This is a genomic window from Pseudoalteromonas sp. ASV78, assembly GCF_047806705.1.
Classification (GTDB): domain Bacteria; phylum Pseudomonadota; class Gammaproteobacteria; order Enterobacterales; family Alteromonadaceae; genus Pseudoalteromonas; species Pseudoalteromonas prydzensis_A.
On the sequence record NZ_JBLOPA010000001.1, the window covers coordinates 3,079,880 to 3,106,006 of the forward strand.

A 26,127-nucleotide genomic window follows, 5' to 3' on the forward strand; every position below is an offset into this window, starting at 1 on the left:
CGCTCCATAGCCGTACAGTTTGTAATTAATGACCGTGGACATCGGTTTAACTGTCCTGTGCCTGGGCAAGATCCCAGCGTTGGCCTTAGCATGCAGAGCTAATTAAAAAACTGCGTTTCACTTACCACCGGATACGGACGGGCCAACAAAGCAACAATTTTGATTAACAGAGTTATTAGGGGTAAATATGCGTTCAGAGCGGACTAATCCAGATGCGCGTAATTTCGGCCTTCAAAGCCGAGATATGGGCAAGGCAGGCCTGAATGCGCTGAAGGAAGGAATGGAGAGTTTCCAATCAATAGCCACTATCCACGACCGATGGAACGTGTTCTGCACCTGGATTAAGTCCGAGCAGGGTATTAAGGATATGCGCGACGTCGAGAAAATTCACTTGGTCGCCTACGCGGCTCACCTTAATGATCGCTACGAGCGGGGAGAAATCGCGCCATCCACAGCGCAGAACTACCTGAGCGCAGTGAATCGGGTGATAGAAATTGCGAGAGGCGACCGTCAGGTGCGTGTAGAGCCCGTCGCCGAGGGGGGGCTTCCAAAGCGTTCCGGCATCGCCATTGGCGAGCGGAGTGTTTCGGAAGAGTCCCATAATGTCGCAATGGGGGCTGTCTCTGAGCGCCTTGGGGCTTTACTGGAACTGCAGCGTAATTTTGGTCTGCGGTTTGAGGAGTCGGCCAAATTGGATGCAGCTAAGGCACTAAGAGAGGCTGAGAAAACCGGTTCCGTGAGCATAAAGGATGGCACCAAGGGCGGCCGGGCGCGCATCGTTCCGATCACCAATGATGCTCAATTCTCGGTGCTCCAGCGAGCCGCCGCCATACAAGATGGCCGCAGCATGATCCCTGCCGAACAGAGTTATCGCGAGTTCCGGCAAGAAGCCTACCGAGAGATTGGCCGTCAGCCAGTTAATTTCCATGGCGAACGGCATCATTACGCTCAAACACGCTATAGAGCTTTGCTGGGTGCTGATTGCCCAGTAAAAGCAGGTGTTAAACATGGTCGTGAACATTATGAATACTTAGCCAAGGAATTTGGAGTATCAGTAGCTCATGCCAAAATGCTGGATAAAGAAATCAGATCAGAAGTGGCTTTGGAATTGGGCCATGGTCGTATTGATATAACAAATAGTTATTTGGGGTAAAAATGGAAAGATGGGTTAAAGAGCGGTCGCATGTATATGTACGTCACGGTGGAAAAACAGCCAGGAGGGCTATGGTAAAACGGCTGATTTCTGCCTTGGCAGACATTGAAGCCAACGAAAAAGGTGTTAAATCCCCATCCCAGGTAGGAAGAGCACACATTCATAGGTACTACATTCGGCATCAAAGCCTAAGTCAAATCACATTACGCGATCATTTCTATGCCTTTCGCTTGCTTTGGGAATTGCTCGAACGACCAGGTGATCCACCTCGGCCAACAAATATTGGTTAATCATCATTGATATCAATGTTGTTTTTATAATCAAAGCTATACGAGCCATCGAAATCACTGACTTTTTTCCGTGACCTGTGTTGTTTGTTTGATCTATTTGTTTTGATATTGGATACCAGTTGGCTCAGTAAGAGAGCAAGCAGTGCTACGACTGTCACTTGCCATGCCAAGAACGAGACAACACACCAAAACAGCAGCCCAAGCCAGATGTTTTTATGGATGATATTTAGAACTGCATTACCCCAAACAAGTAATGGGATTGCTGCGATAGCAAATCCCCACGGGGTATCGGTTGCTACCACTAATCCAAATAGGAACAGGCACAGCAGACATACATTTACGATACTTCGCATGTAAAAATCCTTTTCATAAATTCCATTTACCTATTATGGCTTATAAGTGCCCAAAAAGGGCCAATACAGCGCGTTTTTATTAGCTATGTTTGTTGGTATTGTTAGTTCAACTTTAGCCTTGTGCTAAGTAAGTGCGATAGCTGGTCGCCAAAAACAAACAGCATTTTATCAATTTATCCCGCAACCGGGGTTCACCGGTTCTGCGGTGTAACCCCTTCAATTCCATCTAATTGGAGGTGTTTATGTACTTTTCTACGTTCGTTTTGATCATGATTGTTACTGTGGGCGTCATTGCTTTCGGGGCTAACATTGTCGCCAAATTACTAAATAAGGCTTCGATTCTTGCATATCGATCATTGAGAAAAACGCGGCCCGTACGGGTCGTCAGTCCATTGGTAACTAATAGCAGTTCATTGTGTGGTGAATGGTTGAAAGCTACCTCCGGTAGCAATCAACCTGGAGTCTCCGATGCTGTCGAATGCGCTCCGCTTGATGGGGAGCTGGTTGCAGAACGCGCTGTAATAGGTTCCAACAGGAAATTATTGTCAGCTCAAAGATGAGGGAGATTTAATGTATCGACTGATTCTAACAAACCAAAAAAGCGAACGCGAGAGTATCAGCCCTCTGAGGCAGGTTATAGAGCAGCTCTCAAAGCCACGCACAAGTTTTTGGAACAAACTTCCCAGGGTAATGTAGTGCTCTACAGGCATGGTGTTTGTGAGTCCTTCACTATACATAATATGCCCGAAGCCTAATCCCTAATTAAATAACCCAACCGAGTACTTCGCCCGGTTGGGCTAAGTCCCGGCTATTAAACTCTTGGAGAATTAAAATGTTAGGACAAACTCAAACAGATATCCATCAATTCGATGTGTGTGGCCGCGTGTATTATCGTGGGGTTAATTGCACCGAAAAAGAGGGGGAATTGGCTGTTGAAACCGTAGAAGCCTCTTCTCATGATGAAGCTGAAGCGATGTTTAAAAGCCGGCAGGATGAGTACGCTCGTGAGTGTAATCGGACTGTTGAGCGCATCGATATTACTTTCACTATTGACTTGACGATAGCTGAAAGTGACAACGATGAACTGTACTTAGTGATGTAATTACTGAGAAAATTAAAGGGCCAGCTTGTCTGGCCCTTTGTTATTTCTGGGAATAGGAATCTACAGAATCGGCTTCATTATCTTGTTTGGCCGTTGTTTGCTCATCCAAGATGCGGAGCATCTCTGATGTCTTGCGTCTGGCCTCGGCCACAATTTCTGGCTTCTCCTGCTCCAATATCTGGTCTAGTGTTTTTGCCACTGGTAAATCTCGCTAGTTTGGTTAGACTTTAAGTATATAACGTTTTAAAAGAGAGGTTCAGTTCCGTGGATGCCTTTACTGTTGCAATGCTAAGTTTGCTCGCATTTTTTACCGTGGTGACGTTCGGAAGCTTATATTTATATAACAAACATCATCAAAACCGCTCTGATCATTAATTATATGTGTATTAAACGGCCATGTTATCAATGCTGAATAATTCAGCAAAAGACCGGTATTTTCACTGTCTTAATTAGATGATCGGACATGGCGTTAATTTCTTCATCCTTTAGCTTCGGGGCAAACAAAGGCGTTCCCCAGAATTGAACCTGTGGATAGTCTGAAAGCCTAAATATTCCATGCGGCCATCGGTCCTCGTCACCCAACCACCGGCGCAAAGTCAGGTCTATACCCCATCCATCCTTTAACTCTATCCAGCAATGCGGATTGATTTGTGTCTTGCTATGCACTGCTTCAACAAACCCTACTCTGCATTGATGTGAAATGTCTGATTTTGTTAGGATGTAGCTGATCACATAAGTCATCACATCACAACTGGCTTTTGAATCCTCCAGATTTAGCAAAGCCAGCTCCAGTTCTTCATGCCACAGACTCATTGTGCCTTCCTGAATAGCAGTTGCTGGCCTTTCTCATATATAACTGGATATGGTAAAGATTCGCCATCCTGGAACACACTATTGGGCGGGAAATACATGACGGCCCACTCCGGCAGAGCTCGGCTTGTACTTTTGTAAAAATCGTCCATTGGAAATGATTTCACGTCGCTAACCTGGGTGAAAATCAATCGAGAATATTTGGTCGTGTTATTAGCGGCCAGATTAAAGCTATCAATATTACCAGTGCCCACAAAAGCAGGTGATTTCCAAGGATTCGGCACTGTAACGTTGTATGCAATTACGCAGTTTGAGCCATCACAGCCAAATTGTGGAGCTGTTACTGCCCACATAATTAGTGGATTTCCATCAATCTTAGGTGCTGTACTTTCCGCTATTTTAGTTAAATCCATGTTTATAGATTTCGCGGCTACCGCAATGGCATTATCAATTAGGTTTATATAGTTGCTATAAGCATCTTCTGAAGATTCAGCCATTGATGCAGGCATCCATGCCATCAAGCTTGGCCTAGCAGATGGGTTATCCGATGATGTAAGAATGCTTGCTGCGTTAAACATGAGAGTTTGCTGACCGTTCAATCCTCTTAATGGAGCATCAAGCGATGAGGCCAGGCTTGTGACATTTAGCGCTTTCATCAGTAGGGACTGACTATATGAGTTCCGACCATCTTCTGAGTCTCTCAAGTCTTGGTCATAAATACCCCCAGCTCTTGCCAAGTTTAGCGCTCTGGACATCTCTGGATTATAGGATTTTGGGGTTATAGCACAGCCAATAAGCATAATGGCGGCGAACAAGGCTGCAGCTGAACTTACGGCGGTAGTAGACATATTCATTTTCATTGAAGGATCCTCTTTTAGAAATAGAGTGCCATTGCTTTGTGAAAATGCAACAAGGATTAAGGAAAATATTTTAAAATCATAAGTTTGTACGGACGAAACAAAGTTACCGATATTGTTCAATGATTAACTTTCACATGTGAAAGTTTTATTTTGACTGCCCAAATTGGACAGTTTGGGAGTTCGGTTTGTACTCATTTGCTCGGTAGTCTTTCGGGTGTCACGAAATCTATTGGAGCAACAGTATGAGAGTCTCTCCCCTTTACTTTAGAGAAGCGGCTTTTGCTTGCGAGCCAAGCATCAGGGAAAAAGGAGTAACTAATGGATTTTAGTATCTATTCCGTCGGCGATGCCGCATTTTTAGAGCAAATAATGATTGCTTTGGCTATGGCTACAGGCACTGGTGATTTTGAACGCATGGTAAGTATTGGCCTTTTAATTGGCGCTCTTATCATCTCATTTCAGTCGTTATTCCAGGGAGCCAAATCCTGGGATTTACATCAGGTTTTTGCTTGTTGGCTCGTGTATGCCATTTCCTTTGGAGCTGGCGTTACTGTCACTATTGAGGATGCGTACAACGGACAAGTCCGGGTAGTGGATAACGTACCTGTTGGTCCAGCCGCCGCTGGTTCTATAATCTCAAGCATTGGATTTGGCCTCACAAAACTCTTTGAGGTTGCATATAGCCCCGTCGCGAGTGTGACTGAATCAAAGTTCATGGATTCTTTAGAGTTATTATCAAAGCTCAGAAATCACGAAATGGAGTCAGCACTATGGACTGTCTGGAATGATTCCCTAGGAGGCGGTGCTGTTGATATGAAGAAAAGTCTTACTAACTACATATCAGAATGCACAGCAATTAAATTTTCATTAGGTGAGTCAAATGAGGATCAAATCAACACTGAGCATTGGCGTGCAGCTCTTAGATTTGATTCACAAATATATGGGACCAGATTGTTTCTGTCTCCATCTGGCCCGACAGATCCCAGTTGCACAGATGGTTGGATTCAGTTGAGCCAATCCTTTGATGCGGCGTTCAATTCTGGCCTTTCGCAACAAGCTCTTGGTTATTTGTTGTCTACCACTGATGCTTTGAATGCTACATCTGACGCTTTATATCGCCTGCAGGTTACTAATGTGGCCGCAGGTGATTTTATAAAAGCTAATTTTCTGCAACCTATCGTACAGCGTGGCTTTGCTCAGTACTACAGTGATATGAATGATCCGTACGCACAAATCATGCTCACTCAAGCTGAGTCTCAGCGAAATACGCAATATGCAGCCGAACAGTCTTTGTTTGTAAAATCGATTCAACCTCTTATGACCTTGGTAGAGGGGTTTGCCTATGCGATTACGCCTATAGCCGCTTTTGTTATGGTGCTAGGGTCTAAAGGTTTGCTATTGGTCGGTAAGTATCTTCAGATGCTTATATGGGTACAACTTTGGTTGCCAATTATGTCGGTAATCAATCTATTCATTTACATAATGGGGCAGCAGGCGCTCGCAAAATATACCACAGGGAACTTATCCTCATTTGAAGGTGTTGCATATGCTGGGGCCGAAATTGAGCGTTGGATAGGGATAGGTGGAATGATGGCCGCAGCAACGCCAGTCCTATCGTTGATGTTAGTAACTGGCTCAGTATATGCCTTCAATAGTCTTGCTCAACGAGTGGGGGCAAGTGATACAGTCAATGAAAAACTAATGTCTCCAGACTTAGTGGACCGTGGTTCCGTTATGAGCCAACAACCACAATTTAATCAATCCCGAATTGCTGGAACAATGACCTCTGGAGGTGAGTCCTTAGTTGATAGTATTAACTTAGGAAGTACCGTAAGTAATGCGCTTAGCAGTAGTTCTGCTACTACTGCACAGGCCCAGAAAGGCTTCACTAGCCAATTAAGTAATAGCGTGTTTTCTGGGCATGGTTCAGAACAGACTTATTCCCAACTACAATCATTAGGACAAACGCTGAGAGCGTCTGATTCAACTCAGGCTAAAAGTATTTTTTCCGCCGCCCAGAACTACGCTCGTGATCATGGATTAAATTCCTCTCACACGGATGCTGTGGCTGGAGCTATTGCTATGCGGGCCAGCGCTGGTGTGGATGCCGGAAAACTTGCTGCTGCTTTTACAGGACCGGTTGGTGCCGCTGTAAATGCCGCTAATCCGGTATCTATGAACGGTAGTTTAGATGTATCTGCGCAATCGCAGAGTCAGGATAGTAGGCAGCAGCTTAGTTCTGATATTGACTCTTTATCTCGCGGACTTAGTTTTACAAAAGATGACAGTTCAGCATTAACGAGTGATTTGGCTCGGCAAGTTTCCACTGATAAAGGTCAACGTTTTACCCAGAGCTTAGGTGAAGAGCAGAGAAAGCAGCTCATGCAATCCAGTTCTGATCTTTTGTCTTCGCAACAAACCTACCAAGAGTTGTCTCAGGCTCAGCAGACTATCGGGACTACTAGCAACAATAATATTAGCGCGTTAGCTGACAAAGTTCTGAGCAATTGGTCAGCTGGTAAGTCATTGTCAGATGGTGTTAGACAGTCATCACCAGAGACAAGAGATTTTGCGCAAAGGAAAGCCAAGCATTACCAAGATTTAGGCATAGATTCCCAGAGGGCAATAGTTGGAGGGCAGTTGTTTGCTATGCTCAATTCAAACTCTCCATCTGAACAAGCAATTGCAGCCAGTGTTATAACAAAGGCGACAGGTGGCAACAGTGGTATCGATTTTAATCAATCAGGCCAAAGTGCAATGTTGGTAAAGGACACTCCGCGCTATGTTTCACCGGTTGAAAATTCGAGCTCACTTTCGGCACCGGAAGGAATGAGCAATGAACAAAGACTTTTAGCTGAATCGGGCAGTATTGGATCTGAAAATTCTGTTCGTGACGCTCATGAAAAGGGTATCCAACAACTTGAGCAGAGTTATGGGTCAAGCAGAAATGAATATCTTAATGACCGCTTGCCTGCTTTAAAATCACAGATCATGGCATCCGATTTAGCGCCTTCAACATCCAGCGCTTTGTTTGCAGGTGCTGAAGGCGCAGGTCGTTTTGTACAGCAAGTTGTAGGTGGCGCAGGAGTCGCAAAAGAAGGGTTCGCACAGAATTTCGGTCAATCTATGTCTGAGTTAGCCCAGATGACCCCGGAACAACGAGATCAGTTTATTGAGGACACAAAGAAAGGGGATGATTACGTCAAGCAAGAGTATGGTCTTGGGGGTTTCTTGACAGTAGGTGCTGCAAATCTAGGGAGGGATATTATTGGTGTTGGGGTCAGTGGATTTGAAGCCGGTAAAGAATGGTTAACCGGTAAGTCGGAGCTCTCAGAGGCAGCACAGGGAATGTCTGTTAGAGAAAGAGGGATGTTTTTTGCTTCTGCGCTAGCAAGTGCAAACGAGGCTGGAGCTGAAAAGGCGGCTGAGTTTGTTCAGCAATATGGTGATGAATTTAGGCAGATAGCAATGGATACTGCAAGATATAACTATGGTTTGAATAGCCAGGCGGGAGCAGAATTGTTTGCTACATCGTTGATGGGAGGCGATTCATCTCGCTCCGGAGAACTAAGAAAAAGTCTCAGAGAAGAAGTTGGTGATAATGCATTGGCAGATAAAATGGCTGCGATTATTGAAAGTTCTGCGGGGGCTGGTAAAGACCAAGCAGGTGGATATCTAGCACCTGTATCAAGATACTTATCTGTAGCTAAGGGAGGCCGTTAATGATTAGACGAGCTGAATATAGACGCGCCATTAAAGAGCTTAAAATGATGATATTACTCGGCGAAGGGAGATGGTTAAACGAAAAACCTAGTTGTGGAGATAAGAAATTTATTGTTGATGGTTCGGTGTTGGATAATGTAATCAAAGAGCATCCGGAACTTAATAAATACATTTTGATAGGTTTTTTTTCGTCGCCTCAACGGTATCCGTTATTAAGATATAAAGATGGGCAACTAACGTTAAGTCTATTATAGGAGAAGAATAAAATCTCATACTAAGTAATAAATATTCATACTAGAATGGCTGCGATCACATCCGTACGCTGCCATTTCTAAACCCTTTATGCCCCAAAGCGAGTTACAACCAAACTTGCCCAAGCGATCTAGTTCGAACATGTTGACAAAATTTTAGTAACGCTACAGAGTGACTAGTGTAATGGTGGCGATTCAATCAATCAGCTCATTAAATGCTAAGTTTTGTGCAGCATATCGGAATTGGCGAAGGTGAAATATGAATGAAGCTCAAGGATTCAAGCAAGAAGATTTCTTAGGTGAGATTTTTGAAAATGAAGCGAAAGCGTTACTAAGCGATATTATGTTATCGACTTCCTTAGTATCTCTTATGTTTGCATTTGAGGAAGAGGAAGAACAAGTACAGAAGGCCATTGAATACATTGTTGGAATATTTAATGAGTGCTACAAGTTCGGTCATCTTAAAGTTGCCACATCAAGCTCCGAACAGACGCTTTGTGGGTATGCAATGATTTTTGTTCATCCACATCATCAATCGGCATATCTCCATAAAATACAGATTGTTGAGCAGTTTAGAGGGCGTGGGCTAGGGACTGAAATGTTGCAGTCGCTTAGTCAATTATTTAGCGATTTGGGGCTAATCTGTAATCACGATAAAATCAAATTTTATGAACGTAACGGGTTTAAGTGCGTTGGCGATTGTAAAGTGCCAGACAGTGACGATTTTAAAATGTCCAAACATATGTATACAGGTCTCTACTTGATGTCAAACTCTCAAAAAGTTGATGGCTGCCCTGTGTTCTTTTTAAATGATGCCGACTTAAGGGCTATTGGCAGCATTTCATAATCACTTTCTTAGCACTTGATGCTTGGCAGGCTGTGCCATTTAGTTGAGTATTGCGGCGTTAGCTACTCGCGCCGCATAACCCATTTTTGTCCCGAAGTGAGCTGCAGCGAGTATGATACTTTATTACTCGGTTGAAGCTCGATTCGGACTTCGTAGTAGCAATTAGTATGAACCTTTAATTTTGGTCATGTTTCATCTAAAACGGTATTTGAGGCATTGACCAAAGTGCAAAAATGGCACATTGGTTGCTGATATAATCAAGAGTCATAGATATACTTAATGATAAGGCCCATAAGGAAAATAAATTGAATAATTTTTATAACAAAATCATAGCGGAAGATCTAGAGCAAGAGAACACCAAAGCTAAGCTTCTCTCTCAAACTTCAACTCTTCGCTCTCTATTACAGCTTATTGCAGTTTCTATGATTGAGTTTTCAAGAGAAACATTACCTGAGGGAGAACTCAATAAATTATCAGGATTAGTTGAAAGACTTTGTAACCCAACTGATGGGTTACCCATTGAGATAATTAATACAATTTTACCTTCATTACGCTCTTATCAAGATCCTTCTTTGGGATGGGGTTGGTTCAAGGATTCAAATAACATAAAACCAAATTTATCCATGCAATTATCTGATTGGGTCGCATTTAGAAATTCTAGAGCTGGTCATGGAGTGATAGATGAAAAAATAGCTGAAACATGGCTACCGAAAACCACACATTTAATCAGACAAACGCTAAAAACATTCAAAGATTTTATCCCAAACACATCAAAGGATGGAATACTCTTACTATCGCCTAAACTCTCTAACTACACTGTTGATATGCCCATAATATATCGGAGCTCTCCAATAGTAATTTCAAAAGTGGAATGTAAGAAAGGTATCTGGAAACTCAAAGGACAAGTATTATCAAACAAAAACGCTGAACAGTTTGTAGTTACGTTGAAGGAAGATAACATATTCTCTTTACGGGAAGCCCGAAATCCGGAGAGATACACTCTCGCAGAAGTGATTGTCGAAAATGAAGACTTGAGTTTTTATCATAATATACCTAATAGAGAAACTGAAACATTCGAAGGAAGGAAAAAAGAGTTAGAAAAACTTAATGAGTGGTTAAACGATGAAGACTCCAGAATGTGTTTAATCTACGGCGACGGAGGATATGGTAAAACAACCTTAGTTCTAGAGTTTTTAAATCGTTACGTTGAAGATAAATTAGAATTAAGTTTGCCTATACCGGAAGTTTTGAGCTTTCACAGCGCAAAGCTAACACGATGGACAGAGAAAGGCTTAGAAAACCTTCAAGGCGTTGCAAATGTCATGGATGAGTGTGTAAGAGAGCTTATGAGACTGTTTATGCCCAATCTCCCCAAAGATTGGTATCAAGTAGATGGAAATGCATTGATTCAAAAAGCGATAGGCTACCTAAAACAAGAAAAATACACGCGAGATGATATTTTACTGATCTTTGATAATACAGAAACACTCGCTACTGATACTCACGAAGTAGAATCATTAGGTGAGTTTTTGGTAGCTGTTAGTAAAAAAATAGGTAGATTAATTATTACCTCACGCAGAAGGGAGTTTGTATACGCAACTCCGATACCTGTAAGGGAACTAGAGGAAGGAGAATGCTTAAATTTAATAAAGAGATTAGCTGAAGATTGTAATGCTATAGCGATTCAAAAAGCAGGTGATGCTCGATTGAGAAGCATTTGCAAACAACTGACATATAAACCTTTACTAATAAGCGCGCTTGTTAAGTATATAGGAACAACCAAAACTTCAATAGAAGAAGCTAAACAAAATATATTCAAAAGATCTAACCAGGAACTTCTAGAGTTTTTATATGAAGATGCTTGGGCTAGAATGAATCAATCTCAAAAGTCCGTTTGCATGACTTTGGTTGCTGCCGCAAGCCCCATCGATCAAACTACTGTTCGTAAAGCTTGTCAGCTTACCGAAATACCATTAGAAGAGTTTCACAAAGCTTTTGACGAAACAAACTTTGGCACAACGAATTCTTATGGTGAGCAATTTAAAATTGAATTAGTAAATTTAGCAGAACAATTTTTCGAAAAGCAAATATCAAATCTGCAACTAGCAGAGCAAAAAAACATTAGGGAATATGCTGATGAGGTGGACAAAGAATTCGAAAAGATAAACACTATTGAAGCTGAGTATAAACAAGACAGAGTTGCAGAAGCGTTTCGTAGCCCATTTGCAAAAGCAGCAAAAATAGCTGCCGAAAAAGGTAATATAGAAAATGCGGAAGAAAACTATGAATTGGCAATTTGTGATGAACCTTTCAACTCCGCATTGCATGATCGCTATGCATGGTTTTTATTCCATAAAATGAATGACTCAGATAGAGCGGAAGAGTTATGGAAAAAATCGATAGAGTTAAATCCCAACAACTGCGATGCAGTAGTTAATATGGCTCTGTGTAAATACAGATCAAATCAAATTGATAAAGGGGATTTATTGATCGAGGAAGCACGTAAGTTAGGCCGTACATTTGCTTTTTGTAATTATAACAAAGCTAAAGCTAGATATTATTCATGGATAAGAAGCTCTGATAAACAAGCTGATATAGATCTTCTTAATGACTCATTTTCTTTACTTACGACAGCTACTAGAAATAATTCACACAAAGACCGTTACTCGGCGAAAGTAGAAGAAGAAATACGGGATTTATTTTTTAAAGTAAGAACTCAAAAGATAAAATACTTACAACAAACTGCTTGATATTTTTCCTTACATGCCTCTACTTGTACTAGCCCAGACTTAAGCTGACAGTCCCCTCTTTTTTTAATCGGTGACTGCCAGTTTAGATTTGATTTTTAGGTTGCTACTTACTGTACCACCAATAGGAGGAAGTTGGGGTAGCGTTTTGCCTTTTGCCATTTTTTTGAATGACCGCTTCTGGCACGGATCCGACATTGGAGCTAATTCACTATTGTCCAGTTGTATATTTAGAGCTCATTTTTTCGTGATAGCGTAAGAAAGCAATCAAGGCATCCAATGTTCCAAGAGGTTCAAGCTTTCCATCAATGGAGCGCATAACTCATTCTATTGCTTCATGCGTTTCTCTGTTATACAAACAAATATATGTCACCATACTTTATTTCAATGTTAAAAAACTTTACATGTAGCGTATACACTAAAACCGTGTATTCGTAGTTTTTATAACTTTGGGGTTATTGAGCTAAATCAATTTTCAGGGAATGTGCTTAATAGATCTTTATAAAAAGTAACCCCTGTGAGGTTATTCTTTTTCACCGCATTAAAAAATAGCTCATTGCAATATACAAAATTTCCACCTTCAAGTTTTGATTTGTACAGGCTCTTCTTTTGGATGTCATTTTCATCAAAGACAAGGGATTTTAAACCATCTTCAAAGCCATCCAAGTAAGCTCTTTCTGTCAGGCTCAAATCTTCTTGAGCGAAGGTAAGTAGATTGAATAACATCATTTCACCACGATCTGTATTAACCTTTATAAACTCGCCAAAGTCAGCCATGAGATTGTTTAAAACAGAGTATGCCGACATTTTCAACACAATATATGTACCTACCATATTTACATCAAAGTCATCATTTGATTCAGGATTGAATGTGAAATTCAAATGTTCGCCATCCCACAAAGAATAAAGCGATAGATTTTCATATGGTAATCTTTGAAGCTTAACTAGTAATTCATTGATACCTAACTTCGATTGTTGAGACATTTGCTTCGCTAGTATGTATGAATCAAAAATTAAAGCTGTCGTACTTTCTTTTGGTAATTCTAAACGGTACGAGTTCATAGTCCCTTCCATAACTCAGTATTTTTAGTTGAAAAAATAGAACTAGGTATTGTGCCTGTTTTAATATGCTGCTTAACCGAGCGAATTTTTGTTATAAATTGTGCCTTACTATATCCCTGTGCTGCGCCAAGATTATTGCTGATCCACGTTTCATAATTTTTCCGATGCAATTTTCTATGAGCGGGAGCATTTTGAGTAGCCCAGTCGATCTCTTTATTGCGTTCAAAATTAATTAACCACGTTCCGTTAAAAGGGTCATTAATGCCTAAGCCGACTAGGTGCATATTTAATCTGGCTGCTAACATCTTTGGTTGAAGGTAGCGTCCTTTACCAGCGATAATATGGTGGGCTTCATGATGAATAGTTGGTTGAGGTTCACCTGTTGCAAAAAGAAATTTAGCAAGTTTAGCCGTAGGATGATGAGGCTCTTGCAGTAACTGTTCTACATCTAATTTTTCATTATCACTTCTGTACTGCTGTAAATAATTTTGAGCAATCGCTACGGACTCTATACGTCTTTTTTCACGTTGAAGATGATTATAATCTTGATTTAGTCTTTTCTTTAACTGTTCTGAGTCATCAGATTTTTGCTGGGCGTCATAATAAGATTTTGCCTTTAATTCAAAATTATAAATAGCAAGCTCAAGAGGCGATGGATCAGAAGGTCGGCTAGGTTGAGGGTAATTGGCATGTTGTCGCATAATATCGTCCATAATTATATTCGAGTGTGTAAATTAGACTTTTGGCAAGCAAAAGTCAAAAATACTGTTAGCTGCTAATAAGTTACTATCGTGCCACCGTCTGCTATATGTGGCACAAAGCACGCATTCACAACCATTATGATACTTTAATACTCAGTTCTAGCTCGATTCAGACTTGGTAGAAATAATTAGTATAATTATCCTATAATTCTATAAATAATAAAAACAAAGGCTCTCAGGAGCCTTTGTTTTTATTCAGGCCATAGAAATTTCCGGATACATCTACGTCATTCACCATTGGAGATCCTGTGGCAGGGTTGTATGTGACGTCTGCAAATAGATCTTGCTCAGGTAATGTACTCGTTCTATTCCCGGAACTACTGATTAGAGAGGCTCGTTTACCAATTTTTAAAGATGCCAGCAGAGCAACACCGATTACAAAAAATATGAGCGACCATAGGCCAAGAAGTTTGTACAAATAGAACAAACTTACTATTAAAAACAAAGAGAACAGCACCGTTTTCATTTACGCCTCCTGATTAATATATGACCGATTATAGATTATTGATCAGAAATACAAATCTTCATAGCACCATAAAATGATACTGTAAAAAAAAACAGTGTTTGGCGTTGCATTATCAAAAAGCCATGGTATTTATGATTGATGACAAAGTTAATCAATGAATAAATCAGATGTGTTATGGAGAGATATATGAAGTATTTAGATAGTGAAACTAAGAAGCGATTAAACATGGTCGCGAAGGTAATCGGAACGTTGTTTATCCTAAGTTTTCTTGCTCATTTAGCTATATCGTCGTGGGTAGATGACCAGTATGGATTTACCTTACTAGCGTTGATTGGCGGAGTAGCGTTAGTTTCAATCAATCAGGGCCGCAGCAAAAAAGGTAGGGAGGACTGCTGATGTATGCGTTAGAGCCGTTAGAGCGTGATGTTATTGGTAGTTTTGACAGGTTTGCTGTTCAATTGAGTGAAGAGAAGCCAGACCAAGATATTTTTGAGTTCGATTTGACTCTATGGACACTGCTGAAGCTTTTATCAGCCAATGCGCCATCCGAGGTAAGCAATCATTTTTCTATTCCAGAAGATCTTGTTAAAAAATTGGCCTCGGCTCCTGACAGTTGTCTTTCACAATTAGCGAGTGGAGTTCTATTAAGTTTTAAACTTGAAACAGATCAAATGGAAGTGATCGACACACTTACTGGTAGCTACGATTCTGTCATATGCCTTAAAAATATTGTGGATGACTTCGACGCAGCCTACTGGCTATTACTTAATAAGTTAGCTAGTAGAAACCTGGGTATGGCGATGCAAAATTTTGGTGTCTCTTCTGGTCTTGCATCTTCAGTCGCTGCGTCTTCAAACAGCCAGTTAAGGTCGTTATCGCATAGGGTCGTTATTCGATTTTCACTGAGATTCGATATTGACGTACTCGATCAATTCCTATCAGCAGCTCTTGTCGATACAACGGCGATTATATTAAAAAAAATTCAGCAATCTTTGGTGTGGAGATAATCATGAGTGAATGTTTTACATCTGGTTCATTATCACGTTGGGTAAAAGCAAGGCACATGGCATTGGCAGGTTATATCACAAAGATAATTATCCTAGAGACTGGTTTGACTTATAAGCAAGTTCGTAGGTTATACGCTGAGCTTGAATATTGCGGATATGATGTGAAGGATAAGAAATCCAGGACATTCCGTGGTGGAGCAACGCTGATCCACAGTCAAACATCTAAAATTCAAGCATCGCTTTTAATGCAGCTCTATTCAAATATTGGAGGGGAAGAGGTTAAGCGTTCTGTAGATATTGGCGCTCTGAATAAGGCGTTTAGGATGTATCACGCTATCCGTAAAGAAGTTCCAGGTATGAAGGGAGGGAAATGGGAGCCCTTCGACATTACAGATGCTTGGTGTCTTGCCTCTGAACTGCGCAGTGAAGAGGCAATGATAGAGCATTGCGAGCAATGCAAATGCACTTTTTTTACGTCAATTAATCAGCGAACATGTGTTGAATGCCCATTCTGCCGGGTCTCAAAAGCTGCCTGAATACATCCGCGTATGCCGCAAAAGGGCAAATAGCGATGCTAATTTTTATGAGAGAGCGACATAGCATTATCCAAACTAAAAAGCTGGAGAAATGCTATGTCCACTATGCCGCCCATCATGACGAGGTTTGTTGCCTCGCTCCTATGTTTAACCATCTCAGTTCTTCCGATACATTCTTATGCTGGTAATCAGGAACCTAACATCGGAGCTGTTGGTCGTGATGCCAAACAATTTGGTTTATCTATTGCGAACGGAGTTAAGCAAAACTCTGCTCAGATTCAAGATGGTAAAATTTCTCTACCAGTCGGTAATGGCCAATCAACATCCATAAACATAAATGAACTGTTTCCTGGAGTTCAACCTGGGCAAAATACCGCAGAGTATTTCCCTGATGCAGCATCTCCAGAGGAGCTAGAACAGATATTCAGTGATGCTGATGCTATGGATCAGTTTGGTAATGAGGCAAAAGCCAATTTATTCCAAGACGCCAACAGCTCCAATCCCTCAATATCAGGTTCTGCATATCAAGTTCTCATGGATGCGGCCAATCGCTCGCGCCCTGATTTCAGTAATGACCCAGTACTAAATTTAAGCAAAAAAACCTATGAGGATATGGACCTCATCGCAGATGGCTTTGGGGATTGTTCTGCCGAAACAACTATCAGCAAAGGGAATATAAAAGCTCATATTCCTGATTATGAGCGATGCCAGCGAGTAATTAAACCAACAGGGACTGCGATATAATTCACTCTCTTGGGATCAGTAGCGCAGTTGAAAATGTTTACGTCGCCTCACAAGGTAGAACATGGTACACGGTGCAATTTGATCTAAAAGATGGGTCATGGAAGGCTATATCACCATCAGATGGGGAACATAAGGTTGCCCAGATACCTACTGTTGATTACAACGCTATGTGCAGCGGAGCTGTAAATTTCAAAACAGATCTCATTGGTTCCTGGGACTGGCCTGAGCACGGCATACCCGGAAAGATCGATTCCACTGTTATTTATAGGGTAAATCAGTATCCCACTTGTGATAATGGGTTGGTCGGCATCGTTCAAATACAAGACACGACGGCCTCTGATGACCTTGATTGGGTTCTTGGGGGGCGATTTTCATTTAGATTCACAAAGCAAGAAGAGGATAAATGGATACCGCAATCTTGCATTGACGACGCTCAAAAACTACAAGACGGTTTTTGCACCGGCTCACTGAATGTGGTTGAAGGTGCTCAGAATGATGTTGATTGTATTGTTGTTAATGGTGCAACGATATGTCCTGAAGATTCCTTTTACAACACGTTAAAACCCTCGCCACTTCCTGGTGTTCCGAGGCTAGCCCAAAAAGTTCGTCTGTCTAAATTGCAGTGCGATTTTAACGTCGGCCAGATGGAATGTTGGACAGACCCTCAGGGTGTCGAACACTGTCCAAGTAATGATGGCTCTAACTTAAACTCTTGCGCTGCACTAGAAAGTAACCCTCAGTGTGGTTTCATCAGCCCTGAATGTGTTGATGGTGCCGCAGGTTCTTCGGGGCAATGTTATGTATTTAAAGACACCTATGATTGCGGTACCAATGTTGATGTTCCTACATTAGAGAAAAATACTGAGTATCAATGTGGCGGACCTATACGTTGCATGGGGGATGATTGTCTTGATGTGACAAAAACTCAAAGTGCAGATTTTGCAAGGGCAACAGCTCTGCTTAATGCGGCTCAATTCATGACTCAGGACATGAGTTGCACTGATAGTGCAACAGAAGAAGGAGGGGATCAAAATATAGACCAGGGATGCGCCGTATTTGGAGGGGAGTCTGGAGAATGCAAAATTGCTGTCGGTGGTGTTTCAGATTGTTGTGAGAAACCGACGAATATTTCGTTTGCTGATTATCTCAATTTGATTATGGCCGTGCCTAAGCTAGACGGTGCCGTTATGGGACTCTCTGATGGCAGTGCCGTGAAAGGAGCATACCAAGTATTAAGAGACCCCGTAATGTCTGGCTGGACCGAAATAACACAGCCTTTTGCAAGTTATATAGAAAATATTAGTGGAGCGGTTGATAGTTTTCTCCAGCCTGTTCAACAGTTTGCCCAAAATACTATTGGCGCATTAAAGGAGCAAATTACCAAGCTGACTTCTGAAGCTCTAGGGAATGCTTCTGCGACGGGGGCCGCAGGCGTACCTGCTGGCGCTCCGGAGTCAATGACTGAGCAAATCCTCGGCCAACAAGGTGCCGCCATGCTAAGCACTGTCATGACTGTTTACACAGTCTATGTCGTGTCGATGGTCATGATCCAAATGATTTGGAAGTGCGAGGAAAAGGAATTCACCATGAATGCTAAAAGAGCACTGAATAGCTGCACATACGTTGGATCTTACTGCAAGTCTAAAGTATTGGGAGCATGTGTTGAGGAGCGAGAGTCATATTGCTGCTTCAATTCTCCACTATCTCGAATTATCCAGGAGCAAGTGCGGCCACAACTGGGCTTCAATTTCGGTGATGCTCGTACGCCACAATGTGGTGGAATACCTTTGGATCGAATCGCGGATATTGATTGGAGTAAGGTCAACTTGGACGAGTGGTTGGGGATACTTCAGCAAAATGGAAAACTTCCTGATCCCGCATCGTTAAACTTGGATGCTTTAACGGGAGCTGGAAGTGATTTTAATATTGATGGTACTCGACAAGACGCCTCAGAACGTATCATGGAGCGGCTGAAAGGGATTAATGTGGACAAAATTAGAAACGACAAAGCTCGTGAAATCTTTCCTGACTTGGATGGCAATGGTGGTTGATGCTTATCAATTAGCAACTTTCACATGTGAAAGTTTTTGTGTCGGAATAAATCGCCTATGTGCCCAAATAGGACAATTCCAGAGGCCATGTTTACGGGGTTTCACTCTCAAAATATCTCCAGTAAATCAATGATGATGCTGGAGATATTTATGCAGCAATTAAATGAAAAAGATTACAGTCACCTGCAGATGGTCTCTGTTTACGAGGTGACTGCCCTTCTTAAAATATCTGCGCCAACGCTTCAACGAATTCGCACAAATGACCCCTCATTCCCTAAACCATATAAGATTAGTGGTGATAAAACACTCAGATACCGATTAGATCAGTTGGAAGCATGGCTTGATTCACGGAGGATCAGTAATGAAGTCATTTAGCCAACTTTTTACACAGTATCAGGCAGATATTGAAGTAAAAAATAATAGTAGACCACAAGGCTTGAGCCGGGCTGAGTCTGAATTAATAGACGCCTCTGTAAGGATTAAATCAGATCCACCCTCACCCAATGATTTCACTTTTATGCACTCAATTATGTGCCAAATCGGTTTACCTCGTTCAAGAGTAAATGGAGTTGAGTTTGAAAGGCGCTGCGGTGCTGCTGGTCTATACATTCGAGCGGGTAAAATATGGGATGGAAAACAGTTTGTTCAGCAGCCGGTTCCCTATGGGCCAATGCCCCGTTTGGTAATGGCATATCTGAACACTCAGGCCTTACGCTCTAAGTCACCGGAGATTGATGTCGGCAATAGCGCCAGAGGCTTCCTTAAACAACTGGGTAAGGATTCATCAGGAGGGAAAAACGGGAGCTATACAAACTTCCGTAAACAGGTTATGGCGTTGTCTGCTTGTAGTATTACGCTTGGTTTTAGTACCGCTGACAAAGCGATCACTTACGATGGTAAGCCAATCCAAAAATTTGAGGCTTGGATTGGTAACAATGATAATCAAGGTGCTTTATGGCCCGGTGTTATTACATTTTCTCACGAGTACTTCGCGACGCTAAGCGAACATGCAGTGCCGCTTGATTTAAGGGCTTTAAATCAGCTTAATAGCAGTGCTCTGGCAATGGATATTTATGCCATGCTTGCGGATCGTTTACATCGAATTAGTGGTAGGCCTGTTGTATTGTACTGGCGTAATTTACGTGAGCAGTTTGGTCAAGAATACACCGGAGACGACGCTGACAGGAATTTTAAAAAGGTATTCCTTCCTGCTTTAAAGAGAGTTCTTTCTGTTTATCCGGATGCAAAAGTTAAGAGAGTGACTGGCGGAATTTTGATGATGTCCAGCCCCCCACCGATTCCATACCGTAATTGAATTAATAACCGGCCCATGTGCCGGTTTTTTATGTTATTGCTTTGCAAAGTTGTGGAAAACCCTGTTGGTTTTGGATTTTATGCACGCATAATCGCCCCCCCCTTTTTACGCATAATTACCCCCCCTGACTACTGACGATCTGCGCATAATCACCCCCCCTTGCCACGCATAATTTCCCCCCCCCCTAAACCTATAGGTATTGCCTTTAAAAAAATCCTATAAAGATACCTATAGTTGAACCATGTTCAGATGTTAATAACTTTGTTCGCGCCCTAAAAGGGCAGATCCAGAGCAGAGGATCTGAAATCTGTGTTAGTAGACTAAACCAGTCGATTATTTATGGGTTTCAGTAGATATGATTATGCAAGAGACAGAGTTGTTAAATAGTGTTTTGAAAGAACTGGCTGAGATAAAGAACATGCTCGCTAGATCGTCAGGATCAGACAAAGTTAATTTGGAAAAGGTAATGCTGAACATTGATGATTGTGCTGAGCTGACAGGGTTGTCAAAAGGTCATTTATACAAGTTAACCAGTCAAAATATTATTCCGTTTTACAAACCAAACGGCTGTCGGATTTATTTTAAGCGGGAAGAAGTGATCGAGTGGTTGCAGTCCAACCGGGTAAAGACAAACACAGAAATTTCGAAGGAAGTGAGTTCTAGAATGATCAGGGGCCAAAGATACTAATTAATTTTTGGCCCTAGGCCTAGTTCTGTTTTAAAGACTGTCTGCAAAAATATCAGGAAAGCTTCGCATTGCGTCCCTTCTTCTTTGATCCAAGATATCAGCATAAATCTCTGTTGTTCTCAGTTCACTGTGACCCAGTAAGCGTGATAATGAATAAATATCTAAGCCCCGCGCAAGCTGGTTAACTGCAAACGAGTGACGACCAGCATGGAAAGTTACATGTTTGGTTACTCCAGCAAGCATGGCCCAATGAAGTAACGCTACATTGGTATAGCTGCTGTATCGTAGTGCTTTAAACACACGCTCGTTGTTATCCTTGCGTTCTCCCATCAACCTTATTGCTGAATCTGGTAAGTCGAGGTATTGCAGTGCCGTTCCTCTATTCTGGATTTTTTTCTGTTTAAAAATGATCCGCAAATGGCCTGGCTCAAATTCTTCCACTTCTGACCAAACTAGCTTCTGTATGTCAGACCAGCGCAGACCTGTTGTGCAGCTAAACAGAAAGGCTCGTTTGAGGACATCATAGCGACATTCTGCTTTTGCCATAGCCTTTATCTCTTCCAGAGTCAGATAAACCCTTTGGTTTGTTTCTGGTTTAACGCTTTTCACAGTTCGAACAGGGTTATCTCTAATAATCCCCTCTTGATATGCTTGGTTCAGGGCAGCCCTTATTTTATTGAAGTAACTGCTTACTGTATTTCTTGACAGCAGTTGATCAGATTTCGTAGTGGCACTTTTCAAAAGATAAGTTTTAAAACCTTCAAGAAAGGCTCTATCAATATCTTCGAATGTTAGTTCTGCTCGCGCATGGTAACGTCTTAGATGATGTCCGGCGGAGACCCAAATTGAATAATTGGATTTACTGCCAGAAGCTTTGCTATCAGTAACTGAATCGTAATAATCGAAGAAACTGGCAGAGAGTTTAGTTCGATCCTCCAGCTTATGCCTTGATGTCTCGCTTTCAAGCAGCCTCTTAGATCGCACAGCTTCAGCGATCCTTAATGCTTCTTTATTGTGCTCTCGCTCTGCTGGAGATCGTGGTTTGTCATAGATGAAGATGTCTAATGGCTCGTGTGAGCGCTTCAGTTTACGTTGCCCGTCTTCAACGCTGGAACCATAGTAATACACCAAGCGCAAAGAGCGTTTTCCTTCGCGATCTGGCTGTCGCTTTTCGATAGATACTTTCATTGATGGTTTTCCCCCATGTTCCCCACGATTATATAGCTGGGGAACAAGCAGGGCAATATATGACCAAAAGAACATAGGAGAAGTAAAAAGAAAACCAAAACAATACCGTTGCTTTCCTTATTTTTCATTTAGGATCAATTGGTTAATTTGATTTCTTTTGGTGTCTTTTGACTTCTGTTCCTTTCAAGTCTATGACTTCATTTCCCGATACAAAATGAGCTGAAGATTTTGCCTAGTAGATCGTCAGAGGTAAATTCACCGGTGATCTCGTTTAAGTAGTTTTGTGTTAAACGTAGTTCTTCAGCGAGGATCTCACCGGCAACATGCATCTCTAATTGGTCTTTGCCAGTTTGTAAATGATGGGCTGCGCTATCTAGTGCATCTAGGTGACGACGACGGGCCATAAAGCCGCCCTCGGTTGCCCCTTGAAAACCTATACATGCCTTTAAGTGAGTACGAACTAACTCTATACCATCAGCATTTTTAGCGCTTAAGCTGATCACTGGATATTGCTGGTTTTCACTCATACCGACTTCATCACCCGATAAATCGGCTTTATTTCTGATCACAGTTACGCCCATACCTTGCGGCAGCTTGGCCATAAACTCTGGCCAAATAGCATGCGGGTCGGTGTCTTTGGTATCAGTACCATCAAGCATAAAGAGTACGCGATCGGCTTGATTTATTTCATCCCAGGCGCGTTCAATGCCTATTTGCTCAACGCGGTCTGGGCTTTCCCGTAGACCTGCGGTATCGATAATATGTAGCGGCATGCCATCAATGTGAATGTGTTCTCGTAGTACGTCACGGGTGGTGCCGGCAATTTCAGTAACAATGGCGGCTTCTCTACCTGCTAGCGCGTTAAGTAAACTTGATTTACCGGCATTAGGGCGACCTGCAATCACCACGCGCATACCTTCACGCATAATGCTGCCTTGCTTAGCTTGATTGGTCACATTGCTTAGCTGGGTGATAATGGCATTTAAGTCACCGGCGACTTTACCGTCAGATAAAAAGTCGATTTCTTCATCGGGAAAATCAATCGCGGCTTCAACGTACATACGTAAGTGAATGACTTTTTCAACTAAGGTATCAATGTGCTTAGAAAACTCGCCCTGCAGTGATTGTAAGGCGCTTTTAGCGGCTTGCTCACTGGTAGCATTAATTAAGTCAGCAATGGCCTCTGCTTGGGTTAAGTCCATTTTGTCGTTCATAAAGGCGCGCTCAGAAAACTCGCCAGGTTTGGCTAAGCGCACACCGTCAATTTGGCTAATTTCTTTAAGTAGCATATCCAGTACCACAGGACCGCCGTGGCCTTGTAGTTCAAGTACATCTTCGCCAGTGAAGGAGTTTGGCCCAGCAAAATAAATAGCAATACCTTGATCAAGTTGCTCGCCAGCAAGACTGTTAAATGGCACATAATCGGCGTAACGCACCTTAGGGCAGCGACCAATAATCTGCTCGGCAACGGTTTTTACTAAACTGCCAGAAACGCGAATAATACCAACGCCACCACGACCAGGGGCGGTTGCTTGTGCTGCAATTGTGTCTTGATTGATCATGCTAGTAATTTACCAACTTTATGAATAACGATATGTGCGTATTGTAACCTATGCCGTTATTTGTAGCGAATAGCTGTGGCTAAAAACAGCCAATAAAAAAGGCGACCGAAGTCGCCTTAATTGAAGTAATTGAGCAAATTAGCCCCTTACTTTTATTCCTTTCTTTTCCATACCGCGATAGATGATCAGCATCTGTGCGATAGAGATAAGGTTTGATACTAGCCAGTAAAGTACTAGGCCAGATGGGAACCATAAGAAGAACACTGAGAAGATAACCGGCATAAAGGTCATCATCTTTTGTTGCATAGGATCGGTTACCGTCATTGGTTGTAGCTTTTGCGTCACAAACATACTGGCACCAAATAAGATGGGTAGTACGTAGTATGGGTCTTTCGCAGATAAGTCAGTTAACCATAAGAAAAACTCTGCATGGCGCAGCTCTGTTGATTCTAAGAATACATAGAACAAGGCTAAGAAGATTGGCATTTGCAACAGAATAGGGAAACAGCCACCCATAGGGTTTACTTTCTCTTTGCGGTACATTTCCATGGTTGCTTGGCCGAACTTTTGGCGGTCATCACCAAACTTTTCTTTTAATGCAGCCATTTTAGGTTGTAAAGTACGCATCTTCGCCATTGACGTATATTGTGCTTTAGTTAGTGGGTACATTAATGATTTAATAATAACGGTAATGGCAATAATCGCTAGGCCCCAGTTACCTAAAATACCGTACAACCATTTCAATAATACAAATAAAGGCTGCGAGATAAAAAATAACCAACCATAGTCAACTGTTAAGTCTAAGTTCGGGTGAATAGCGGCTAGTTTATCAGACTCTTTCGGGCCCATGTAATAAGTAGCACCAATCGTTGCTTGTTGGTTAGCTTGAATATTTACCGGCTCACCCTTAGCACCTATGATTGCAGCATTGCCTTTAGCAATTAAGCTGTAAAGGGTGTTTTGCTGTTCCTGTACAGGTACCCAAGCACTTACAAAGTAGTGTTGAATAAAGGCAACATAACCACCTTGGGTATTAATACTGAGGTTTTTGTCAGCCATGTCAGAAAAGCTGTATTTTTCGTACTTTTCATCGCTTGAGCCGTAAGCCGCACCTAAGTAAGTTTGATCAACTAAGCTGCCTTTATCTTGTACTGTGCGTTTTACTTGAGTGTAAAGTTGTACTTGAATTGGCTCGGCTGTGGTGTTGTTTACTGTGTATTCTAAAGCCACATCGTATAGACCTTTTTTGAATACATACGTTTTAGTAAAGGTTACACCTTTGCTATCAGTAAACGTTAAAGGCACACGCAGCTCATCACCATTTAAAGTAAAGCTTTTTTGTTCAGTGCTGTAAACAGGGCGACCTTCAGTTGATGCATCTGGGCCGTTTAAACCAATCAAGCCACTTTGAGAGAAGTATTGGTTACCATTAAACTCACCCAATAACATATAAGGTATGCCACTATCTTTTTTATCTTCGTATTGCAGTAAGTCGGTTTCAACAATATCACCACCACGGGTATCAATTTTAACTTTGAATACGTCAGTGGTAATTTCAATAACCGAACGTTTCGCGGTTGTTGCTGCAGTTGGTAACTCACCGTCAGTTGATGATGGAACATAATCATCAGAGTCAGGGGAATTAGTTTGTAGTGTTTGTGTGTTGGCACTAGGATCGACTTTTGGTGCGTTGTAGTCACTATTCCACTCTTGGAACAATAAAAACGATACAAGCATCAAGCCGATGAATAAAAACGTGCGTTGCGATTCCATAACAGCTCTTATTTCTCGTGTTGGTGGTTAATATGGGTTAATTTTTCAGGTACGGGGTCATCCCCACCTGAATGTAAAGGATGGCATTTTAATATGCGTTTAACCGCTAACCAACTCCCTTTTACAGATCCATGCAAATTAATTGCTTGAATAGCATAACTGGAGCAGGTTGGATTAAAGCGACAATGCGGACCTAACAGTGGACTAAGCCACTTTTGATAACCACGAATTAATAACACTAAACAACGCTTAGGAAAAGCAACAAGTGGTCTAAGTAACCTCATGGTGTTCAAGCCTCTGCGTAATATTTAGTGAATGGGTACCATGAATTTAAACGCCCAAAATGGAATTTTAAATGCATGATTAAAAGGTGAGCTAAAGATACCTTAATTAACCCTATAATTCTATTGCTATTGGCTCTGTTTATTGGATTTAGCCGATTTGTTGGGACGTTTTTTAAACGGCGGTGGTTTTGGTGCACCAGGTTTACAGCGTTCGTTAATTTTACGCCACAATTTAGTGAGTTGTTTGGTTAGCTCTTCATTTGACTGTTCATCGATACCACTTTTAACCATCAGCACAATATCGATATTATCAATAGTGTGTTGGTTTAAACGAAAACTTTCGCGAGCAAGACGTTTAATACGGTTTCGTTGGCAAGCTTTTTTAACCCGTTTTTTAGCGACAGTGAGTCCTAAGCGAGGTTTTGCTTGGTCATTGGGTTTTGCTAATAAGGTAAAGAAAGGAGTTGCGGCCCGAGCGGGTTCATTAAAGATGCGAGAGTAATGCGAGGGAGTTAACAGACGTAACTCCCTGCCAAAGTTAAAGTCTTCCACTT

General features: G+C 41.8%; 22 protein-coding genes and 1 pseudogene. 11 read left to right on the top strand and 12 right to left on the bottom strand.

Going from position 1 to position 26,127, the window contains the following annotated elements:
- Positions 1-187: 187 nt before the first annotated feature.
- Positions 188-1,153: an integrase domain-containing protein gene (locus ACMVDV_RS13880; RefSeq protein ID WP_416158526.1), complete on the top strand. Its 966-nt coding sequence runs from the start codon at positions 188-190 to the stop codon at positions 1,151-1,153.
- A 286-nt stretch (positions 1,154-1,439) separates the two neighbouring features.
- On the opposite strand, the gene ACMVDV_RS13885 is transcribed toward ACMVDV_RS13880, so the two are convergent.
- On the bottom strand, positions 1,440-1,796 hold the full coding sequence (locus ACMVDV_RS13885) for a hypothetical protein (protein WP_416158527.1): 357 nt from the start codon (positions 1,794-1,796) through the stop codon (positions 1,440-1,442).
- 832 nt (positions 1,797-2,628) lie between these two features.
- Here ACMVDV_RS13885 and ACMVDV_RS13890 point away from each other — a divergent pair.
- A complete protein-coding gene (locus ACMVDV_RS13890; protein WP_416158528.1) occupies positions 2,629-2,898 on the top strand; it encodes a hypothetical protein in 270 nt (89 codons plus the stop codon).
- 40 nt (positions 2,899-2,938) lie between these two features.
- On the opposite strand, the gene ACMVDV_RS13895 is transcribed toward ACMVDV_RS13890, so the two are convergent.
- The 3 genes from ACMVDV_RS13895 to ACMVDV_RS13905 all read right to left on the bottom strand — a co-directional run bounded on the left by ACMVDV_RS13895 (position 2,939) and on the right by ACMVDV_RS13905 (position 4,568).
- Positions 2,939-3,097 (bottom strand): hypothetical protein, encoded by a 159-nt coding sequence (locus ACMVDV_RS13895; protein ID WP_416158529.1) that lies wholly within the window; start codon positions 3,095-3,097, stop codon positions 2,939-2,941.
- A gap of 218 nt (positions 3,098-3,315) precedes the next feature.
- The gene (locus tag ACMVDV_RS13900; protein WP_416158530.1) at positions 3,316-3,711 is read right to left on the bottom strand and encodes a hypothetical protein; all 396 of its coding nucleotides are present in this window, start codon (positions 3,709-3,711) and stop codon (positions 3,316-3,318) included.
- Entirely contained in the window at positions 3,708-4,568 is an 861-nt protein-coding gene (locus tag ACMVDV_RS13905) for a hypothetical protein (RefSeq protein ID WP_416159099.1), read from the bottom strand. The genes ACMVDV_RS13900 and ACMVDV_RS13905 overlap by 4 nt, the downstream gene beginning before the upstream one ends.
- A gap of 318 nt (positions 4,569-4,886) precedes the next feature.
- Here ACMVDV_RS13905 and ACMVDV_RS13910 point away from each other — a divergent pair, with 318 nt between their 5' ends.
- The 3 genes from ACMVDV_RS13910 to ACMVDV_RS13920 all read left to right on the top strand — a co-directional run bounded on the left by ACMVDV_RS13910 (position 4,887) and on the right by ACMVDV_RS13920 (position 12,139).
- Positions 4,887-8,291 (top strand): conjugal transfer protein TraG N-terminal domain-containing protein, encoded by a 3,405-nt coding sequence (locus tag ACMVDV_RS13910; RefSeq protein WP_416158531.1) that lies wholly within the window; start codon positions 4,887-4,889, stop codon positions 8,289-8,291.
- A 510-nt stretch (positions 8,292-8,801) separates the two neighbouring features.
- Positions 8,802-9,389 (top strand): GNAT family N-acetyltransferase, encoded by a 588-nt coding sequence (locus tag ACMVDV_RS13915; RefSeq protein WP_416158532.1) that lies wholly within the window; start codon positions 8,802-8,804, stop codon positions 9,387-9,389.
- 305 nt (positions 9,390-9,694) lie between these two features.
- A complete protein-coding gene (locus ACMVDV_RS13920) occupies positions 9,695-12,139 on the top strand; it encodes an ATP-binding protein (RefSeq protein WP_416158533.1) in 2,445 nt (814 codons plus the stop codon).
- 465 nt (positions 12,140-12,604) lie between these two features.
- Here ACMVDV_RS13920 and ACMVDV_RS13925 read toward each other — a convergent pair whose 3' ends face one another.
- The 3 genes from ACMVDV_RS13925 to ACMVDV_RS13935 form a co-directional block, all read right to left on the bottom strand.
- Positions 12,605-13,198: a hypothetical protein gene (locus ACMVDV_RS13925; protein WP_416158534.1), complete on the bottom strand. Its 594-nt coding sequence runs from the start codon at positions 13,196-13,198 to the stop codon at positions 12,605-12,607.
- Entirely contained in the window at positions 13,195-13,899 is a 705-nt protein-coding gene (locus ACMVDV_RS13930; RefSeq protein WP_416158535.1) for an AHH domain-containing protein, read from the bottom strand. The genes ACMVDV_RS13925 and ACMVDV_RS13930 overlap by 4 nt, the downstream gene beginning before the upstream one ends.
- A gap of 235 nt (positions 13,900-14,134) precedes the next feature.
- Positions 14,135-14,425 (bottom strand): hypothetical protein, encoded by a 291-nt coding sequence (locus ACMVDV_RS13935; RefSeq protein ID WP_416158536.1) that lies wholly within the window; start codon positions 14,423-14,425, stop codon positions 14,135-14,137.
- 186 nt (positions 14,426-14,611) lie between these two features.
- On the opposite strand from ACMVDV_RS13935, the gene ACMVDV_RS13940 reads away from it, so the two are divergent.
- From ACMVDV_RS13940 to ACMVDV_RS13965, 6 genes and pseudogenes are all read left to right on the top strand, one after another.
- The gene (locus ACMVDV_RS13940; RefSeq protein WP_416158537.1) at positions 14,612-14,821 is read left to right on the top strand and encodes a hypothetical protein; all 210 of its coding nucleotides are present in this window, start codon (positions 14,612-14,614) and stop codon (positions 14,819-14,821) included.
- Complete coding sequence (locus tag ACMVDV_RS13945; protein WP_416158538.1) at positions 14,821-15,432, top strand: hypothetical protein; 612 nt, start codon at positions 14,821-14,823, stop codon at positions 15,430-15,432. The genes ACMVDV_RS13940 and ACMVDV_RS13945 overlap by 1 nt, the downstream gene beginning before the upstream one ends.
- A 2-nt stretch (positions 15,433-15,434) precedes the next feature.
- Complete coding sequence (locus ACMVDV_RS13950; RefSeq protein WP_416158539.1) at positions 15,435-15,968, top strand: FlhC family transcriptional regulator; 534 nt, start codon at positions 15,435-15,437, stop codon at positions 15,966-15,968.
- Positions 15,969-16,064: 96 nt separating this feature from the next.
- A pseudogene (gene traN, locus ACMVDV_RS13955) lies at positions 16,065-18,763 on the top strand (conjugal transfer mating pair stabilization protein TraN).
- 361 nt (positions 18,764-19,124) lie between these two features.
- Positions 19,125-20,078, top strand: a complete 954-nt coding sequence (locus ACMVDV_RS13960) for a replication protein RepA (protein WP_416158540.1) — start codon at positions 19,125-19,127, stop codon at positions 20,076-20,078.
- 361 nt (positions 20,079-20,439) lie between these two features.
- Positions 20,440-20,766, top strand: coding sequence for a helix-turn-helix domain-containing protein (locus ACMVDV_RS13965; RefSeq protein WP_416158541.1), 327 nt, complete (start codon positions 20,440-20,442; stop codon positions 20,764-20,766).
- A 30-nt stretch (positions 20,767-20,796) separates the two neighbouring features.
- Here ACMVDV_RS13965 and ACMVDV_RS13970 read toward each other — a convergent pair whose 3' ends face one another.
- The 5 genes from ACMVDV_RS13970 to rnpA form a co-directional block, all read right to left on the bottom strand.
- The gene (locus ACMVDV_RS13970; protein ID WP_416158542.1) at positions 20,797-21,954 is read right to left on the bottom strand and encodes a site-specific integrase; all 1,158 of its coding nucleotides are present in this window, start codon (positions 21,952-21,954) and stop codon (positions 20,797-20,799) included.
- Between the two features lie 197 nt (positions 21,955-22,151).
- Positions 22,152-23,516, bottom strand: coding sequence for a tRNA uridine-5-carboxymethylaminomethyl(34) synthesis GTPase MnmE (gene mnmE, locus ACMVDV_RS13975; protein ID WP_416158543.1), 1,365 nt, complete (start codon positions 23,514-23,516; stop codon positions 22,152-22,154).
- Between the two features lie 138 nt (positions 23,517-23,654).
- Positions 23,655-25,289 carry a membrane protein insertase YidC gene (gene yidC / locus ACMVDV_RS13980; protein ID WP_416158544.1) on the bottom strand — a complete coding sequence of 545 codons (1,635 nt, stop codon included), beginning with the start codon at positions 25,287-25,289 and terminating at the stop codon, positions 23,655-23,657.
- A gap of 8 nt (positions 25,290-25,297) precedes the next feature.
- The gene (gene yidD, locus ACMVDV_RS13985; RefSeq protein ID WP_304184959.1) at positions 25,298-25,573 is read right to left on the bottom strand and encodes a membrane protein insertion efficiency factor YidD; all 276 of its coding nucleotides are present in this window, start codon (positions 25,571-25,573) and stop codon (positions 25,298-25,300) included.
- 126 nt (positions 25,574-25,699) lie between these two features.
- Complete coding sequence (gene rnpA / locus ACMVDV_RS13990; protein WP_016710423.1) at positions 25,700-26,125, bottom strand: ribonuclease P protein component; 426 nt, start codon at positions 26,123-26,125, stop codon at positions 25,700-25,702.
- Positions 26,126-26,127: the final 2 nt, after the last annotated feature.